The organism is Kitasatospora sp. GP82, assembly GCF_029892105.1.
Lineage (GTDB): Bacteria > Actinomycetota > Actinomycetes > Streptomycetales > Streptomycetaceae > Kitasatospora.
Genome location: NZ_JARZAJ010000038.1, coordinates 1 through 15598 on the forward strand (window position 1 = coordinate 1; position 15598 = coordinate 15598).

Below are 15598 nucleotides of genomic sequence, written 5' to 3' on the forward strand. Positions count from 1 at the left end.
GCCGTCGGGGAGGGCGGCGGCGGTGATGTTGTTGATGGTGCTGTTGTTGTCGATGTTCTTGGCGTGGGCTTGCCAGGTGCCGTCGGGGTTGCGGGTGCGGTCCCAGACGGTGCCGTTGGTGAGGGTGAGGACGTGGAGGGTGCCGTCGGGGAGGGCGGCGGCGGTGATGTTGTTGATGGTGCTGTTGTTGTCGATGTTCTTGGCGTGGGCTTGCCAGGTGCCGTCGGGGTTGCGGGCCCGGTCCCAGACGGTGCCGTTGGTCAGGGTGATGGCATGCAGGGTGTCATCGGGGAGGGCGGCAGCGGCAACACCGTTGAGGTTGTAGTTGGCATCGACGAGCCGCGCGTGGACCTGCCATGAACCGTTCGTGGAACGCTCCCGATGCCACAGGGCGCCGTGCCGCGGCGGTGGCGGAGGGGGCGGCGGTGGTGGCGGCGGTGCGTCGAGGATGTTGTCGTACCGGAAGGGCAGGAAGTTGTTCTGCGTCAGATAGTCGCGGCTGTACGTCGACTGCCGGGCGTTCGTGCCAGGGTGTGCCAACTCCAGGACCATGGCCCTGGTGTGGCCCGCATCAGCCCAATCCTTGAAGAGGACGACATGCTGATCAGTCTTGTCGATGATGTCGCCGGCCCGGAGATCGTCCAGACTGCCGAGACGCGTGGCGAAGTTCGGCAGCGTCCAGGTCGTCTCGCCCCAGTTGTCGGCGTCGCTCGACGGCAGGTTCCAGGCCATCGAGACATAGCCGGAACAGTCCGTTCGGTACGTGCCGTTGCTGTCCGTGTAGTACGCGGTCTGGCTGTACGGAACCCCCTGCGCGATCCAGCTCTCGGCCCTGGCGATCACCTCGTCGCGGGTGATCGGCTGACCGGCCTGGCCCAGCGGGTCGATGATCGGACCGGTCGGCAGGCCCGCCGCAGTGGCGCCCGCGGCGAGCTGTTCGGCCGTCGCGGTGTCCGGATTGGGGACCGTCGGCGTGAAGGGGGTGATGGTGCCCGAGGGCGAACGCCTGGGCTGTGGTAAGTCGGTTGTGGACCGGTCGGAGGCGGCGTACGAGGCGCTGGGCGTGCCCAGGCCGAGACAGACGGCGATGGCGACCGACAGGGTGGCGGCCTTACGGGGCGTGGGCATGCGCATAGGAATGGTCTCCATGACTCCCGATCGGAATCACGATGATCGGAGGAGGATGTGGTGGGCTCCGTCTGCCGCGCCGTTCGGCCGTCGATTCACCCTGCGCTTTGACCCGTACGAACGAAGGAGAGCTGATGCAACATCAGATCGGCGGCGGGAGCGACCGCCCCGGAGGGCCGCCGCTGAACTCGATCTCGCGCAGCCCGCGCGCCGCAGCGCGATCGAGCACCACCATGGACGCGCAGCCCTTGATCTGTGCCCCCGGCCTGCCGCCGAGCAGCCGGGCGTGCAGCCGAAGGGTGGCGCGGCGGTGCCGCGCGAAGGCATAGGCGGAGACCGTGCGGCCGCGGGCCTCCTGGCCCTGCCGAGCCTCGGCCGGGGTGCTGTCGAGCAGGATCAGGTGCAGCCGCCTGCCCTGGCGCCGGGCCGCCCGGGCCAGCCAGTTGCGCACCCAGGGGAGCGCCCCGCAGTCGTGCACCACCAGGGGGCCGCCGGCTAAGAGCGCCCGGCGCAGCCGACGGTAGTGGCGGAGCCGGACGAGCGGACGGTACAAGGCGTACGGCAGCCAGCGCGGGAGGAGGCGGGCGTAGTGCTCGCGGCTCGACTGGGAGTCGACGATCGGTGCGTGGGCGCAGCGCCGCATCAAGGTGCTCTTCCCGCTGCCGGGCAGGCCGGTGACGATCAGCAGATCGGCGGCCGGGTAGCTCAGTACGGCCGGACCGACGGGCGTGGCACCGCGGCGCAGGTCGTGCAGGCCGTGCGGGCGCAGGACGAGTGGCGAGCCGGCGACGGCCCGGGCCGATGCTGTGGGCCGGGTGCCGACGCGCACGACGGCGGGCCGGGTGGCGCCGACTCTGACGGTGTTTCGCACAGCCCCTCCTCGTCCTCCCGGTTCTGCTGCCCCTTGGGTGACTCACGCGTTCACCAAGAGATGGTAATGCCGGGGTCTGACAGTGGCGAGGGAGAAGGCCGCTGAGGCTGGGTCGGGGCGGCTTCCGGGCCCTCCTGTGACGTTCTACCGCCTTGCTGCGTTGATCGCCAGGAATGCGGGTGCGCGGAGATGGCGGATGGTCATGGGCGGGCGGCACGGGGTCGGTGGGCCGGCTCGTTGGACCCCGTCAGGTCCGTCTAAATCCTTCCGTGGCGGGCTTGTTGCCGTTTCATTACCATGCGGGTGATCTTGTGGGGGCAATTCATGGCATCCTGGGGCGCTATGGTCGGCCGAACCTGGTCGACCGGCAAACGGGGGGACAGGGGTAGTACGCATGAGAATCTGCTTCCTGGTGGAGGAGCAGTACCGCAACGACGGCATGCCGCTGGACGTCGTGTGCCGGTTGAGGGCCTGGGGCCACCGGGTGGACGTCCTGCGGCCGGGCAGTTCGCTGCTCGACCTCGGCGCGCTGATCCGGGGCGGCGACCACGACGCCTGGGTGCTCAAGACCGTCTCCGGCGGCCCCGGCCTCGGCCTCCTGGAGGCCGCCGCCGCCACCGGGCTGACCACGATCAACGACGCCCGAGCGATCCGCGGTGTGCGCGACAAGGCGCAGGCGGCGGTCCTGGCGGAGGTCGCCGGCCTGCCCGTCCCGGCCACCTGGGCGGCCGCCAGAACCGAGGACCTGGCCCGAATACCGGAAGACCGCTACCCGCTGGTGGTGAAGCCGGCCGACGGCAGCTCCGGCCGGGCCGTCCACCGGATCGACCGGCCCGAGCAGTTGGCCTCGCTGACGGGTCTGAGGGAGCACCCCGGGGGAGAGGGCCTGCTGCTTGCGCAGCCGTACGTACCCAATGCGGGCGTGGACCTGAAGGTCTACTGCGCCGCCGGTGAGCTGTTCGGGACCGAGCGGACCTCCCCGCTGGTCGCGGGCGGCGGGCCGGTGCGGGAGCGGCCCGTGAAGCTCGGCGCCGAGGTCGCGGCGATCGCGACGGCGGTCGGCGAGGTCTACGGACTCGACCTGTACGGGGTGGACATCCTGCTCGGCCCCGACGGCCCGGTGGTGGTGGACGTGAACGACTTCCCGAGCTTCCGGCAGGTCCCCGACGCCGTGGACAGGGTGTCACGGGCGATCCTCCGGCTGGCGCGGAACGGATCCTCCTGGCCGTCGGCCGTCCCGCGCGGGGTGCGGATCCCCGAGCAGGCGGCCGCCCTGTGAGGATCTGCCTGCTGACCGCGGCACCGGATCATCCGCTGCTTGCCGCAACCGCGGCCCTGCTGGCCGAAGACGGCCACATCGTCGAGCAGCTGACACCTGATCAGCAGGCCGATGCCTCCTCGCTCGCCGACGTCTATCTGCTCAAGTCCCGCACCCCCGCCGCGCTCGCGCTCGCCGGGCGGCTGGAGGCGCTCGGTGCACCGGTCGTCAACTCGGCAGCCTCGACCGGATTCTGCCAGGACCGGGTACGGATGGCCGGACTCGCCGATCGGGCCGGGCTTCCCTTCGTCGCCACCACCGAACTGCCCGATCTCGACGCCCTGTTGGCCCAAGGGCCGGTGAGGAGTCCGCTGGTGGTGAAGAGCCGCCACAGCCGGCGGGGCGACCTGGTCGCCCGCGTCGCCGACGAGGTGCGGCTGCGCGAACTCGCCGCCCGGTGGCCCGGTGAGCCGGTCGTCGTCCAGGATCTGGCGCCGGGTTCCGGCTGGGACCACAAGCTCTGGGTGGTCGCCGGTGAGGTCTTCGCCGAGCTGCGCCACTCCGAACTGGCCCCGGGGGAGCGGCTCCCGTCCCGTTCGATTGATGAACTTCCCCTCGGATGGGATGAGTTGGCACTGGACGTGGGCGAGGTCTTCGGGCTGGACGTGTACGGGGTGGACATCCTGGACATCGGTGGCGCACCGCTGATCGTGGACGTGAACGCCTTCCCGGGCATCCGGGGTCAGCGGGGAGCCACAACCGCCCTGGCCCGGCTGGCACTTGAGGCCGCCACCGGACGGCACCGGCCACGCGTGATCGTGCCGGAAGCCCGGACGGCAGGATGAGCGACGAGACGGGCAGTGCGGAGAGCCCACCCCGGTCGGAGTGACGGAGCGGGCTCTCCCGGGTACCGGCATGAAGGGTCGCAGGGTGGTGTTCTCAGTAGAGCGGGGCGACCTGTTCGCCGCTGTGGGCGAAGTGGACGGTGATGGCCTCGACCGGGCACATCTCCGCGGCCTCGGTGAGCTCGTCCCTGGCGGTGGATGCCGGACGCAGCGCTCTGGCCCGGCCGTCCGGGCCCAGTTCGAGATCGTCGGGCGCCGTGCCGGTGCAGGCGCCGGTCCCCACACAGCGGGTGCGGTCCACTGTGACGATCAGCTCCGGCTCGGCGGCGCTCACCAGGCCACCGACAGCGACGCCGGACTGCGGGTGAGCAGGCCCTCCCGCCAGTGGATCGCCTCGACCGGGTCGGTCAGCCGCAGGCCCGGCAGACGGTTGGCCAGCCGGTGCAGGCCCAGCTCCAGTTCCATCCGGGCCAGCCAGGCGCCGAGGCAGTGGTGCGGTCCGGCGCCGAAGGTGAGGCTGGGGGCGCCCAGAGGTGCGAAGTGGTCGAGGCGGCTCCCCGCCGGGTAGACCTCCGGGTCGTGGTTGGCGGCGCCGGTGTCGGCGGCCACCACGCTGCCGGCCGGGATCGTCACCCCGCCGATCTCCAGCTCGGCGACGGCGCGACGCAGCAGCCCGGGGAACACCTTGGAGTCGCCGAGCGGGACGGCCCGCAGGATCTGCTCGGTGGCGGCGGTCGCGCTCTGCGGGTCGGCGCCGATCCGGGCCCATGCCTGAGGGGCCTCGGAGAGCAGCTGGACCAGTGCGTTGCCGAACGAGGTCATCGTGGTCTCGTGTCCTGCCACCACCAAGCCGCAGACCAGTGCGGTGAGTTGCTTCTCGGTCACACCGTCGGTCTCGTCCGCCGCCTGGAGCAGGCTGCTGACCAGGTCGTCCCCCGGGTTCTTCCGCCGCTCGGCGATCAGCGCCTCGGAGAAGGCGTAGAATTCCCCCATCGCCTGTCGGACTTCATCGGCCGGGTAGGCGGTGGCCGACAGCGCGTGGTCGCTCCAGCGGCCGAGCCGCTCCAGGGCGAGGTCGCCCAGGTCCATCAGACGGCTGATCACCGCGACCGGCAGTGAACGGGTGAGCCCGGCAACCACGTCGACCGGCGAGCCCGCGGCCTCCAGATCGTCGATCAGCCGTTCTATCACCGAGGCCACCCACGGCCGCCAGCGGGCTATCGCCCTTGGCGTGAAGGCACGTTGGACGGTACGGCGCAGCCGCTGGTGCTCGGGGCCGTCGATGTTGAGCAGGCCGTCCGGGTCGTCCAGGATGTTCGGGGTGGTCGAGATCGGCGGGGCGTCCGGGGCGTAGAGGGTGGCCCGGTCCAGCCGTGGATCGGTGAGCACCTGGCGGACGTCCGTGTGCCGGGTCACCAGCCAGACCGGTGTGCCCGTGGGAAGTGCGGTGAGTCTGGGCGGACCGGGCTCCGCCTGGCGCAGGCAGTGCAGGGGGATCAGTGGTCCTTCGGTTGATGCCCCGCTGTACTCGACGGTCATCGCGTCCTCCTCGCGCTCGGAAGAGAGCACGCCGTGTCGACGCGCCGTTACCGACGGTATGTCGTCGAATCCCCGGCGAGAAGAGCATGAACCGGCCAATGGATCACCGAAAACGGGCCAACCGGCGGCGATACGACCGTTGTTCCGGGCCGCGGGGCCCGCCACCTGGGCGGCAGGCCCCGCTCGCCGGACGTTGTGCCTCAGACACCCGTCTCGGCGGGCAGCCGGCCGGAGCGCACGGCCGCCAGCAGTGCCGAGTGGTCGGCCTCGCTCCGGTCCGCGTACGCCACGGCGAAGGCGGCGATGGCCTCGTCCAGGGCCTCGCTCCTGCCGCAGTAGCCGGAGATCACGGCGGCGTCGGCGGTGTGCGCATGCGCCCGCGCGAGCAGTGCGCCCGTCATCCGGCCGTAGTCGTCCAGCTGGCCAGGCAGCAGTGCCGCCGGATCGACGCTGCCCTTGCGGTTGCGGAACTGCCGTACCTGGTAGGGGAGTCCGTCCACGGTCGTCCAGCCCATCAGAACATCGCTGACCACCTGCATCCGCTTCTGGCCGAGCACCACCCGCCGGCCCTCGTGCTCGACGGGAGGCACCGCATACCCGGCCCGCGCCAGGTGCGGCAGCAGCGCGGAGGGCCGGGCCTCCTTGACCTGAAGCACCAGCGGCTCCTGGCGCTGGTCGAGCAGGAGGACGACGTACGAACGAGTGCCGACGCTGCCGGTGCCGACCACCCGGAAGGCCACGTCGTGCACGCTGTAGCGGGACAGCAGCGGATGCAGCTCGGCAGGCACCGTCTCCAGGTACACCGCAAGGGAGTTGGCGACCGCCTGTGCCTGCCGGTCGGTCACCTCGCTCAGGACGGGCGGCGCTGCGGTGAACCGCCACTGGCCGTCGGAGCCCCGGACGGTGGACTTGGCGGCGAACTTGGCGCTGGTGTTGCGCAGCGCCTTCGCACCCACGCCACGCAGTACGTCGGTCAGCTCGTGGGCATCGGCGAAGGTGACCAACTGCCCGTCGGCGACGGCGTTCCAGGCGTCCTGCGCGGGCAACTTGGCCAGCAGGCGCATCGTCCGCCGGTACGAGCCGGCGGCGTCGAAGGCGGCCCGGCGGCAGGCGTCCTCGTCCGCACCGGACTGCCGGCCCGCCAGTACCAGGCTGGCGGCCAGCCGTTTCACGTCCCACTCCCAGGGGCCGGGAACGGTCTCGTCGAAGTCGTTGATGTCCATCACCAGCCGGCCTCTGGCATCGCCGTAGAGGCCGAAGTTGGCGGCATGGGCATCACCGCACAGCTGCGCGGTCACTCCGCAGGCGGGCCCTGCGGCCAGGTCGCAGGCCATCAGAGCGGCGGAGCCGCGCAGGAAGGCGAAGGGGGAGGCGGACATCCGGCCGATCCTGATCGGTATGAGACCGGCGAGCCGTCCGGTATTGGCGCCCTCGACGGCCTGTACGACGCTCGGGCGGTCGTCGGGGAGGACGAGGTGCGCCTGCGACTCGCGGGGTACCCGCTCGCGCAGTCGTTTTCCGCGCCGCCGCTCACCTCCGGGCGGTGGCCAGGGTGCGAAGCCCGCCACGGCGAAGCTGCGGCCGCCCTCGTGCCCGGCCTGTCCCTCGGTCCCCGTTCTCGGCTCGACCAACCCCGCCACTGCCGGACTCCGTTCCGTCATGCGTCATCAGCTGACGCCGCCACAGGTAGGAACGCTACCTGTTGTGGCCGGTGGGCGGGTGTGAGAGCGCTCGGAACGGCAGGGGCGGGGGTTGTGCACGGGACGTCCGGTGAGCGGAGTCGAGGTCGTAGCATTCCGGTATGGCTCATGACCCGCGTGCATTGGACGAGACGTTTCTCAGCTTCTGGCGCGAGTACCACCTGTGTACTCTCACCACCCTCCGGCCGGACGGCACCCCGCACGTCGTCCCGGTCGGCGCGACCTTCGACGCGGCCACCGGCATAGCGCGGGTGATCAGCGGCCGCCACAGCCACAAGGTCCGCAACGTGCTGGCCGCCGGTGGGGACGGCCTGCGGGTGGCGCTCTGCCAGGTGGACCGGGCACGGTGGTGCACCCTGGAGGGCATCGCGATGGTGCGCGACGAGCCGGAGCGGGTCGCCGATGCGGTGCGACGGTACGCCGAGCGCTACCGGCAGCCGAGGGAGAACCCCGAGCGCGTGGCCATCGAGATCACGGTGGACCGGGTCCTCGGCCGGGCCTGAGGTCGCAGGGCAGGCCGCAGCGGGGGCTGTTACTGATCGTTTATCGGCCGTTGACGGCCGGACGCGAGCATGGCGGAGTCAGTCCACCTCACCCGCACTGCCAGGAGAGCCCCCGCACCATGCCGTCCACCGACTCCGCCGCCGCCCTCGACCCCGCAGATGTCGACATCGATGCCGATGTCGAGAACTTCCGTACGCTGCTGAGCAGGCTCGTCAGCTCCCTGGAGGCCGACCGGCGGGAACTTGCCCTCAACCCTCTTGCAGCACCTGGTCGATGAAGGCGTCGAGGTTGACCTGGGTGCGGAGAATCTGCTCCTCAAGAGTCAGCGACTCGGTCACCCGCTCCGCCAGCTGCGAGCGCTTCTTCCCCCGGACATACAGCGAGCAGGCGAGGTCGGCGCAGATGTACGTGCCCACCGTGCTGCCCTCCCGCCCGGCCAGACCTGCTCGGCGCGCCGCCAGCAGCGCTACACCGGAGCCGGAGTGCGAGGTGATGCAGATGGAGCAGAGGTTGCTCCTGAGAAGGCTGCGCCGGATCCCGGTCGTGGCGCGCAGGGTGATGCCGATCAGCCCGTCGGGGCGATCGGGCCGCTCGGCGACCAGATAGGCACGGTCGGGGGCACCCGGGTCGCGCCAGCCGAGAAAGTCCAAGTCCTCCCACGCCAAGTGGGCCAGCCCCCGCGGCAGGTTGAGCCTGCGGGCCTCCCCTTTGGTGCAGTTCGCGAAGGAAGCACGGATTTGTTCGTCGGTGACCGGTTTCATGTGATCGGAAGCTAGCACGGTGGCCTGTCGGCGTCTCCTGGTTTTCTTCGGAGCTATCGCTATGCTCATGCCGATGCGATGATCAGTCGTCCTTGGACCCACTCCCGATTGCCGGAGGGTCTTGACCGAACTGCCCGTCCGGGCAGGCGGATCTCGCTGCGTGCCTGCTCCGCGCGGACCGCAGCCGAGCCCGAGGGGGCGTATGGAACAGCGGAATGTCCTGATCACCGGCGGCTCGGCCGGCATCGGACGCGCGTGCGTGGAACGGTTCGCCGCCGACGGCGACCGGGTCTGGTTCACCTACCACTCGGGGCACGAGCGGGCCGCCGCCCTCGCCGAGGAGCTGAACCGGAAGCGGCCTGGGGCCGTCCAGGCCTTCCCCTTCCGGCAGGGCGAGTGGGAGGACCACGAGCGCCTGGTGCGCGAACTCCCCGGCCCGGTCGACATCCTGGTCAACAACGCCGGCGCGGGCTCCGCCACCGTCGGGCGCTACGCCGACGGGCCCGAGCACGAGCAGGACGCCGCGCTGCTGCGGATCAACGCGGTCGGACCGCTCTGGCTGATCCAGCAACTGCTGCCCGGCATGCTGGAACGCGGCTTCGGCAAGATCGTCAATGTCTCCAGCGTCGGCGGCGGAGTCTCCCAGTTCCCGGGCTTCCGGCTGGCCGACGGAATGAGCAAGGCCGCCATCGGCCACCTCACCCGGCAGCTCGCCGCCGAACTCGCCCACGAGAACGTGGATGTCTTCGCGATCTGCCCCGGGGCCACCGCGACAGGCATGTTCGAGGCAAGTACCCTGACCGGCCTGTCGGTCGACGAGCGCGCCGGGCTGCTCGCCCGGCTGCCGCGCGGACGGCTCATCGAACCGGCCGAGGTCGCCGAGCTCGTGCGGTGGCTGGCCGGGCCGCAGTCCGCGCTGCTGCACGGCGCGGTCATCGACGCCTCGATGGGTCTGGGCGTCCACCCCGGTCTGATCACCGGAACGCCGGCCGCGCCACCCGCCTCCGGGTCGCAGGCCGCACCCACCGCCGGGGCCTGAGTCCCAGGACCCGACCGCAGAGCATCCCCGGGCCCTCGGTCCACGGTGGTTTCCAGTGCCTGACCCGGAGCGACCCGACGGAGCCGGCTCCGGATCCGCACCGCCCCTCTTCGCAGCCGACCCCGCTGCCGCCGCACCTCCCGACCCCGCTGTCACCTCTACTCCCGGAGACCGCTGATGGTGTCACCGACCGCCGCCGCCCTCGTCGCCGCCTCACCGGCCATCGCCGACGCCCACTTCCGCGCCGAGGCGTACCCCTACCACCCCGAGCTGCGCCCGGACGGCTACCTCAACCTCGGCACCGCCGAGAACCGCCTGGTCGGCGACCTCATCACCGAGCGGCTGAGCCGACCGCACGTCTTCACCGAGGCCGAAACCCGCTACGCCGAGCTGCACGGCACCCCGGTGCTGCGTGAGCGGGTCGCCGAACTCCTCACCCGCACCGGCAACTCCCCGGTCGACCCGGAGAACCTGGTGGTGGTCAGCGGCGCAACGGCCGCCCTGGACATCATCGCCAGTGTGCTCTGCCACCGGGGCGATGCCATAGTCGTACCCGCCCCCTACTACGCGGCCTTCGACACCGACCTCGGCGGACGCTCCGGGGCCCGGGTGGTGCCCGCGCCGATGGACGCCTCGAACGGCTTCGCGCTCTGTGCGCAGGCGGTGGACCGTACGATCACCGGGCTGACCCGACAGGGCGTCACCGTCCGGGCCGTCGCACTCGCCTCGCCCTCCAACCCGCTCGGCCAGGTGCACAGCGCCGAGCAGCTGCGCGAACTCGCCGAGGTCGCGGCGGCCCATGACGTCGACCTGATCGGTGATGAGCTCTACTCGCATTCGGTGTTCGGCCCGACCCCGTACACCAGCCTGCGCGACCCGGCCGTGGGCCGGGCCAGGGCAGGCCGGACCCACACCATCTGGGGCTTCGCCAAGGACTTCGGCCTACCCGGGTTCAAGACCGGTGTACTGCATGTGACAGATCCTCAGGTCCGCGAGGCGGCCCGCACGCTCGCCTACTTCGCCCCGGTCTCCACCGGCACCCAGGCGCTCCTGGCGGACCTGCTGGCCGAACCGGAGTGGACGGCGGACTACCTCGCCGAGAGCCGCCGCCGGCAGGCCGCCTCCTACGAGGCGACCGCCAGCGCACTGGCACAGCACGGCATCCGGCATCTGCCGGCCGAGGCGGGCTGTTCCCTCTGGCTGGACCTGCGCGAACACCTCCCCGAGCCCACCTACGACGGTGAGCGCCGACTCTGGCAGACCATCCTCTCCGAGGCCAGGGTCAGCATCATCCCGGGCGAGGTGTTCCACCCCGACGGCCCCGGCTGGTTCCGCCTCTGCCACACCCAGGACCAGGCGGTGGTGGCCGAAGCAGTGGCCCGGCTCGGCAAGTTGCTCGGCTCGGGGCCGACGGCGGGACCGTCCCGCGAAGTCCCGGCGTGAGCAGAGTCGGCCCGTCCCCGGTGGTGTCGGCCCGGTGATCCCAGGGGTGTCGGCCTGCCCGGGTGGGTAGAGTGCGGGGAGGCCGACATACCAGGGGGCGGGATGGCTGGGCGAGAGGGCCAGATCGAGGCGCTGCTGGCGGGGATTGTGGCCGCGGTGCCGGCCCTGGTCGTGCGGGCCGTGCTGTCCGGGGTGTACGCGAGCCTGGTGGGCCATCCCACCACGCAGAAGCTGCTCGACGTATCGGTGCTGAGCGTCTGGGCGGCGGGCGCCGCAGTGATGTACCTCCGGATCCGGCCGAAGCCGCCGATCCGGCAGCACCGGTAGCCCGACCCGAGCGGCATCGCACCGAGGCCCCGACGAGGGCCGGGACTTCCGTGTCCGGAGGCGGGCAGGGGCTGCGACTGCCGGACGTCGTGTCTTCTACGGTGAGCCGATGATCCGGCACATCGAGTCCGACGGCTCCACAACTTCCGTGACCTCGGCGGCCTGCGCACCGAGCACGGCCGCACCGTCCGCCCGGGAAGGGTCTACCGGTCCGACTCGCTGGCGAAGTCGGCGGGCGAGTCGGACCGTGAGCGCCTTCTGGGCCTCGGCATCCGTACCGTGATCGACCTGCGCCACCCGTGGGAGATCGAGGCCAACGGACGGGTGCCCGAGGACCTGACGCGCGGTACGGATCCGCGTCCGGCTACGTAGGCGAAGTGCTCGGCCTCGGACGGGAGTTCACCGCAGCGCTGCGGGGCCGGCTGCTCACGGAGTAGGTCCTGTCCGGCAGTACGGCGAGGCGGGGGTGGGGGCGGATGGCGCAGCGGAAGGGGGGCCGCCGGCCCTCGGGGGACGCCTGATTGACTGCGGAGGGGCCCAAGACCCCGGGCCCAGGACGCCGACCGGGGAGATCGACCAGATCGACCAGGTGTCGGTGGCGTCCATCGGATCGACCGGATCAACGAGGAATCATGCACGCCCTGCACCCCCTGCTCGCCGCCTTCGTCCCGATCTGGGCCCTCACCGCCGGTGGTTACCTCGTTGCCCGCGCCGGCCTGCTGGGTGCTCAGGCGGAGGCCGTCCTCGGCCGGTTCGTCTTCCATGTGGCCATGCCCGCCGCTCTGTTCACCATGATCGCCAGGACACCGCTGGACACCTTCGTGAACGCGTCGATGCTCGCCTTCGCGGCCGGCACGGCTGTGGCCTCGCTGCTCGGGTTCGCCCTCGCCCGATGGTGCTTCGGCCGGGACCTGGCCGACCAGGCCATCGGCGGTATGGCAGCCGGGTACGTCAACTCCGCGAACCTGGGTATCCCGGTGGCGGTACAGGTCCTCGGGGACGCGTCCTTCATAGCGCCGGTGCTGATCTTCCAGGTACTGGTGGTCACCCCGCTGATCCTCGCCCTGCTGGACGCCGGTACCGGAAAGCGAACCGGGGGAGGAGGGGCCGACGGGCGGTCCCGCAGCGGCGGTACGGCCCGTCGGATGCTGCTGCTGCCCCTGCGCAATCCGATCGTCCTGGCTTCGGCCCTCGGCAGCCTGGTCTCCGCCACCGGATGGCACCTCCCCGCCACCCTCGGGCACTCCTGCGAACTGCTGGGCAACGCCGGGGTGCCGACCGCACTGATCACCCTCGGCATCTCGCTGCACGCCCGCCGGCCCGTCACCGGCCCGGCCCAGCGCGCCGAGGTCGGGGCCGCCGTCGTCATCAAGACCCTGATACAGCCGCTGGTCGCGCTGGCCGTCGGCAGTCTGGTCCTGCATCTGCCCGCGCACCAACTCCTCGCGGTGGTGGTCTGCTCCGCACTGCCCACCGCCCAGAACGTCTTCATCTACGCGCGCGAGTACGGCCTGAGCACGACCCTGGCCCGCGACTCGGTGATGTTCTCCACACTGGTGTCGATGGGCACGCTCTCGCTGGCGGGCTGGGTGCTCGGACGTCAGTAGTACCACGGCGTCAGTACTACGGCGTCACTACGGCCCCGGCCGCAGTGACGCCGCCGCGAACTGCGCCATCCCGTCGGCGAAACCGACCACCGGCCGCCAGCCGAGCTCCTTCCGAAGGCGGCTCGAATCCGCCGTCACATGCCGGACGTCGCCGAGCCGGTACTCGCCCGTCACCAGCGGACGCGGGCCCCCGTGCGCCTCGGCCAGCGCCTCGGCCATCTCACCGACGGTGTGAACCGTGCCGCTGCCGACGTTGAACACCCGTGCGCTCCCCGCGGGGCGCTCGCCGACCGCCGCCAGCGCCGCCAGGTTCGCCGAGGCCACATCGGCGACATGGACGAAGTCGCGCCGCTGCGCCCCGTCCTCGAACACCCGGGGCGCCTCACCCCGTGCCAAGGCCGAACGGAACAGCGACGCCACCCCCGCGTACGGAGTGTCGCGCGGCATCCCCGGCCCGTACACATTGTGGTACCGCAGCGTCAGAAGCCGCCCTCCGCAGGCCCGCGCCCAGGCGGAGGCCAGGTGCTCCTGCGCCAGCTTGGTCGCCGCGTACACATTGCGCGGATCCGCCGGCGCCTCCTCGCCCACCAGGCCGGGTACCAGCGGTTCGCCGCAGTGCGGACACGGCGGCTCGAACCGTCCCGCATCCAGATCGGCGATCCGGCGCGGCCCCGGTACCACGTCCCCGTGCTCGGCGCAGCGGTACCGCCCCTCGCCGTACACCACCATCGAGCCGGCCAGCACCAGACTCCCTACGCCGCTCCGCGCCATTGCCGCCAGCAGTACCGAGGTCCCCAGGTCGTTGCACCCCACATACTCGGGGGCGTCGTCGAGATCGAGACCCAGCCCCACCATCGCCGCCTGGTGACACACCGCGTCCACGCCGTGCAGCACCCGCTCCACCACCGCCCGGTCCCGGACATCGCCCCGGACGAACTCGATGCCGGGCGCCGGCTCCGGTGCCCGCCCGGCCGGATGAACGGCCGGGAGCAGCGCATCCAGCACCCGCACCCCGTGCCCCGCCTCGGCCAGCTGCGCCGCCACCGCCGACCCGATGAACCCGGCACCGCCGGTGACCAGAATCTCCATACCCGCGAAGCTAGCCGGTCCGCCCGCCGCTGTGACCTCTCCCCGACGAGCCGTCAGCACCTCGTAATACGCGTGGCGGACGGGATGGGCGTGGCGGACGGGCGCGGACGTGCCAGCCCGCCTCCGGGTGAACCGGTGCACCTCATCGGCGCCGGGTGCCGTCCCGGCCGCCGGGTCAGTGCAGCACCAGCGCCGGGTGGCGCGGATCGTCCGACCGTACCGTGAGGTCGGCGAGCGAGGTCGGGTCGGTCTCGGCCTCGTAGCGGGCGAAGGCCGGGAGCGTCCACTGCTCGTCGGGGGGAGTGCGGCGGGCCAGGGCGCCGGGACTTAGTGCGAGATGCACCGTCAGCTCGAACGGCAGCCAACGCCCGAGCAGCAGTGCGCCGTCCAGCAACAGGACGCCACCGGGCGGGAGTTCGGCGTACGGCGCGCGCGTGGCCCGGTCGGCGGCGGCATCCCAGAGGGAGGGCAGCACCCGTCCGCTCCCGCCCGGTTCGAGGGGGTCGAGCACCTCGCGGAGCAGCGCGCCGTCGTCCAGCCAGGTGTCGTAGTAGGCGTCCGGGTCGTGTCGGCCGTACTCGAGGCGCAGCGAGGCCGGGCGCAGAAAGTCCGCCGCGGACACCCGGAGCACCGGGCGTCCGCGCAGGCGCAGCGGCTCGACCAGGGCGTCGGCGAGTTCGGCGGGGCGGGCGGCCGCTGCTCCGTCGATGGCGACCCGCAGCCGTCGGCTGCTGTCCCCGGCCGGGAGGGCGTCGATCCGCTCGGTCAGCATCGCGGTCAGGCGTTCGGGAGAGATCGGGTTCACCTGCAAGACCAGGCGGTTCCTTTCCTGATCGTCAACTCGACTATATTGCAAGACAACTGATCATCACTTGCCTTTCCTTGGAGGGCCGTTGTGCCTGTGCTGACCCTTGCCGACGTCGACGCCCTCGCGGCCGGCGCGCACGCCGGCCAGCTGGACAAGATCGGTGAACCGTATATCGGTCACCTGCGCGCGGTGTCGGCGGGGCTCGCCCCGTTCGGCGTGGGCCTGCAGATGGCTGGGCTGCTGCACGACGTCCTGGAGGACACCGAACTCGGCGCGGACGACCTGTTGCGGGCCGGGGTCCCGCTCGGTGTGGTGGCGACCGTCCGCCGGGTGACCAAGGAACCCGGAGTGGCGTACCGGGCCATGCTTCAGCAGATCACCACCGACCATTCGGCCACCCTACTCAAGATCGCCGACAACGCCCACAACTCGCTCCCGGCTCGCGCCGCCCGCCTCGCGGCCCCGGAACGCGAGCGCCTCGCCGCCCGTTACCGCGCGGCCCGCGAGCTCCTGTGGCCGGCCGCCTCCCCGGCGGACGTCCGGGCGATCGTCGAGATCGTCAACCCGTCCCTGCTCGTCGAGCTCACCGGGCTGGACGCAGCCGTCGACCTGGACGGATGACTGGCCCGGGCGGCGCGTTGGGGGCAGGCTGGAGGCAGAGCAGGAACGTGCTGCCCGG

General features: G+C 71.6%; 17 protein-coding genes and 1 pseudogene. 10 read left to right on the plus strand and 8 right to left on the minus strand.

The genetic code is table 11. The features are described from left to right. Together P3T39_RS28870 and P3T39_RS28875 are read right to left on the minus strand one after the other, a co-directional pair. Positions 1-1128: pseudogene (locus P3T39_RS28870) on the minus strand (hypothetical protein); the annotation flags it as partial. Positions 1129-1270: 142 nt separating this feature from the next. Then, positions 1271-1873, minus strand: coding sequence for an AAA family ATPase (locus tag P3T39_RS28875; RefSeq protein WP_280702189.1), 603 nt, complete (start codon positions 1871-1873; stop codon positions 1271-1273). A 520-nt stretch (positions 1874-2393) separates the two neighbouring features. On the opposite strand from P3T39_RS28875, the gene P3T39_RS28880 reads away from it, so the two are divergent. Together P3T39_RS28880 and P3T39_RS28885 are read left to right on the plus strand one after the other, a co-directional pair. Beyond that, entirely contained in the window at positions 2394-3278 is an 885-nt protein-coding gene (locus tag P3T39_RS28880; protein WP_280702142.1) for a hypothetical protein, read from the plus strand. After that, the gene (locus P3T39_RS28885; protein WP_280702144.1) at positions 3275-4102 is read left to right on the plus strand and encodes an alpha-L-glutamate ligase; all 828 of its coding nucleotides are present in this window, start codon (positions 3275-3277) and stop codon (positions 4100-4102) included. The genes P3T39_RS28880 and P3T39_RS28885 overlap by 4 nt, the downstream gene beginning before the upstream one ends. A gap of 94 nt (positions 4103-4196) precedes the next feature. On the opposite strand, the gene P3T39_RS28890 is transcribed toward P3T39_RS28885, so the two are convergent. From P3T39_RS28890 to P3T39_RS28900, 3 genes are all read right to left on the minus strand, one after another. Next, entirely contained in the window at positions 4197-4436 is a 240-nt protein-coding gene (locus tag P3T39_RS28890; protein ID WP_280702146.1) for a ferredoxin, read from the minus strand. Continuing rightward, entirely contained in the window at positions 4433-5641 is a 1209-nt protein-coding gene (locus P3T39_RS28895) for a cytochrome P450 (RefSeq protein ID WP_280702147.1), read from the minus strand. Before P3T39_RS28895 ends, P3T39_RS28890 begins: the two co-directional genes overlap by 4 nt. Before the next feature lie 200 nt (positions 5642-5841). Then, the gene (locus P3T39_RS28900; protein ID WP_280702190.1) at positions 5842-7209 is read right to left on the minus strand and encodes a DUF2252 domain-containing protein; all 1368 of its coding nucleotides are present in this window, start codon (positions 7207-7209) and stop codon (positions 5842-5844) included. A 233-nt stretch (positions 7210-7442) separates the two neighbouring features. Here P3T39_RS28900 and P3T39_RS28905 point away from each other — a divergent pair, with 233 nt between their 5' ends. Both P3T39_RS28905 and P3T39_RS28910 read left to right on the plus strand, forming a co-directional pair. Further along, positions 7443-7844: a TIGR03618 family F420-dependent PPOX class oxidoreductase gene (locus P3T39_RS28905; RefSeq protein ID WP_280702148.1), complete on the plus strand. Its 402-nt coding sequence runs from the start codon at positions 7443-7445 to the stop codon at positions 7842-7844. A gap of 119 nt (positions 7845-7963) precedes the next feature. Continuing rightward, a complete protein-coding gene (locus tag P3T39_RS28910; protein ID WP_280702149.1) occupies positions 7964-8122 on the plus strand; it encodes a hypothetical protein in 159 nt (52 codons plus the stop codon). Here the strand turns inward: P3T39_RS28910 and P3T39_RS28915 are convergent. Continuing rightward, positions 8094-8606 carry an FBP domain-containing protein gene (locus P3T39_RS28915; RefSeq protein WP_280702150.1) on the minus strand — a complete coding sequence of 171 codons (513 nt, stop codon included), beginning with the start codon at positions 8604-8606 and terminating at the stop codon, positions 8094-8096. The genes P3T39_RS28910 and P3T39_RS28915 overlap by 29 nt on opposite strands. A 202-nt stretch (positions 8607-8808) precedes the next feature. Here P3T39_RS28915 and P3T39_RS28920 point away from each other — a divergent pair, with 202 nt between their 5' ends. The 5 genes from P3T39_RS28920 to P3T39_RS28940 all read left to right on the plus strand — a co-directional run bounded on the left by P3T39_RS28920 (position 8809) and on the right by P3T39_RS28940 (position 13022). Next, a complete protein-coding gene (locus P3T39_RS28920; protein ID WP_280702151.1) occupies positions 8809-9645 on the plus strand; it encodes an SDR family oxidoreductase in 837 nt (278 codons plus the stop codon). 177 nt (positions 9646-9822) lie between these two features. Beyond that, entirely contained in the window at positions 9823-11088 is a 1266-nt protein-coding gene (locus P3T39_RS28925) for an aminotransferase class I/II-fold pyridoxal phosphate-dependent enzyme (RefSeq protein WP_280702152.1), read from the plus strand. Positions 11089-11190: 102 nt separating this feature from the next. After that, the gene (locus tag P3T39_RS28930; RefSeq protein WP_280702153.1) at positions 11191-11415 is read left to right on the plus strand and encodes a hypothetical protein; all 225 of its coding nucleotides are present in this window, start codon (positions 11191-11193) and stop codon (positions 11413-11415) included. Positions 11416-11577: 162 nt separating this feature from the next. After that, complete coding sequence (locus P3T39_RS28935) at positions 11578-11787, plus strand: tyrosine-protein phosphatase (RefSeq protein WP_280702191.1); 210 nt, start codon at positions 11578-11580, stop codon at positions 11785-11787. 260 nt (positions 11788-12047) lie between these two features. Next, positions 12048-13022 (plus strand): AEC family transporter, encoded by a 975-nt coding sequence (locus tag P3T39_RS28940; protein WP_280702154.1) that lies wholly within the window; start codon positions 12048-12050, stop codon positions 13020-13022. Between the two features lie 27 nt (positions 13023-13049). Here the strand turns inward: P3T39_RS28940 and P3T39_RS28945 are convergent, their stop codons facing one another. Continuing rightward, positions 13050-14111 (minus strand): NAD-dependent epimerase/dehydratase family protein, encoded by a 1062-nt coding sequence (locus P3T39_RS28945; RefSeq protein ID WP_280702155.1) that lies wholly within the window; start codon positions 14109-14111, stop codon positions 13050-13052. Between the two features lie 175 nt (positions 14112-14286). Continuing rightward, on the minus strand, positions 14287-14922 hold the full coding sequence (locus P3T39_RS28950) for a uridine kinase (protein ID WP_280702156.1): 636 nt from the start codon (positions 14920-14922) through the stop codon (positions 14287-14289). Positions 14923-15012: 90 nt separating this feature from the next. Here P3T39_RS28950 and P3T39_RS28955 point away from each other — a divergent pair, with 90 nt between their 5' ends. Continuing rightward, positions 15013-15540 carry a phosphohydrolase gene (locus P3T39_RS28955; protein WP_280702192.1) on the plus strand — a complete coding sequence of 176 codons (528 nt, stop codon included), beginning with the start codon at positions 15013-15015 and terminating at the stop codon, positions 15538-15540. The last annotated feature ends 58 nt before the right edge of the window (positions 15541-15598 follow it).

Coding starts and splice junctions, on each gene's coding strand:
- P3T39_RS28880 (WP_280702142.1), top strand. CDS start 2,394: ATGAGAATCTGCTTCCTGGTGGAGGAGCAGTACCGCAACGACGGCATG.
- P3T39_RS28895 (WP_280702147.1), bottom strand. CDS start 5,641: ATGACCGTCGAGTACAGCGGGGCATCAACCGAAGGACCACTGATCCCC.
- P3T39_RS28905 (WP_280702148.1), top strand. CDS start 7,443: ATGGCTCATGACCCGCGTGCATTGGACGAGACGTTTCTCAGCTTCTGG.
- P3T39_RS28910 (WP_280702149.1), top strand. CDS start 7,964: ATGCCGTCCACCGACTCCGCCGCCGCCCTCGACCCCGCAGATGTCGAC.
- P3T39_RS28915 (WP_280702150.1), bottom strand. CDS start 8,606: ATGAAACCGGTCACCGACGAACAAATCCGTGCTTCCTTCGCGAACTGC.
- P3T39_RS28920 (WP_280702151.1), top strand. CDS start 8,809: ATGGAACAGCGGAATGTCCTGATCACCGGCGGCTCGGCCGGCATCGGA.
- P3T39_RS28925 (WP_280702152.1), top strand. CDS start 9,823: ATGGTGTCACCGACCGCCGCCGCCCTCGTCGCCGCCTCACCGGCCATC.
- P3T39_RS28930 (WP_280702153.1), top strand. CDS start 11,191: ATGGCTGGGCGAGAGGGCCAGATCGAGGCGCTGCTGGCGGGGATTGTG.
- P3T39_RS28940 (WP_280702154.1), top strand. CDS start 12,048: ATGCACGCCCTGCACCCCCTGCTCGCCGCCTTCGTCCCGATCTGGGCC.
- P3T39_RS28945 (WP_280702155.1), bottom strand. CDS start 14,111: ATGGAGATTCTGGTCACCGGCGGTGCCGGGTTCATCGGGTCGGCGGTG.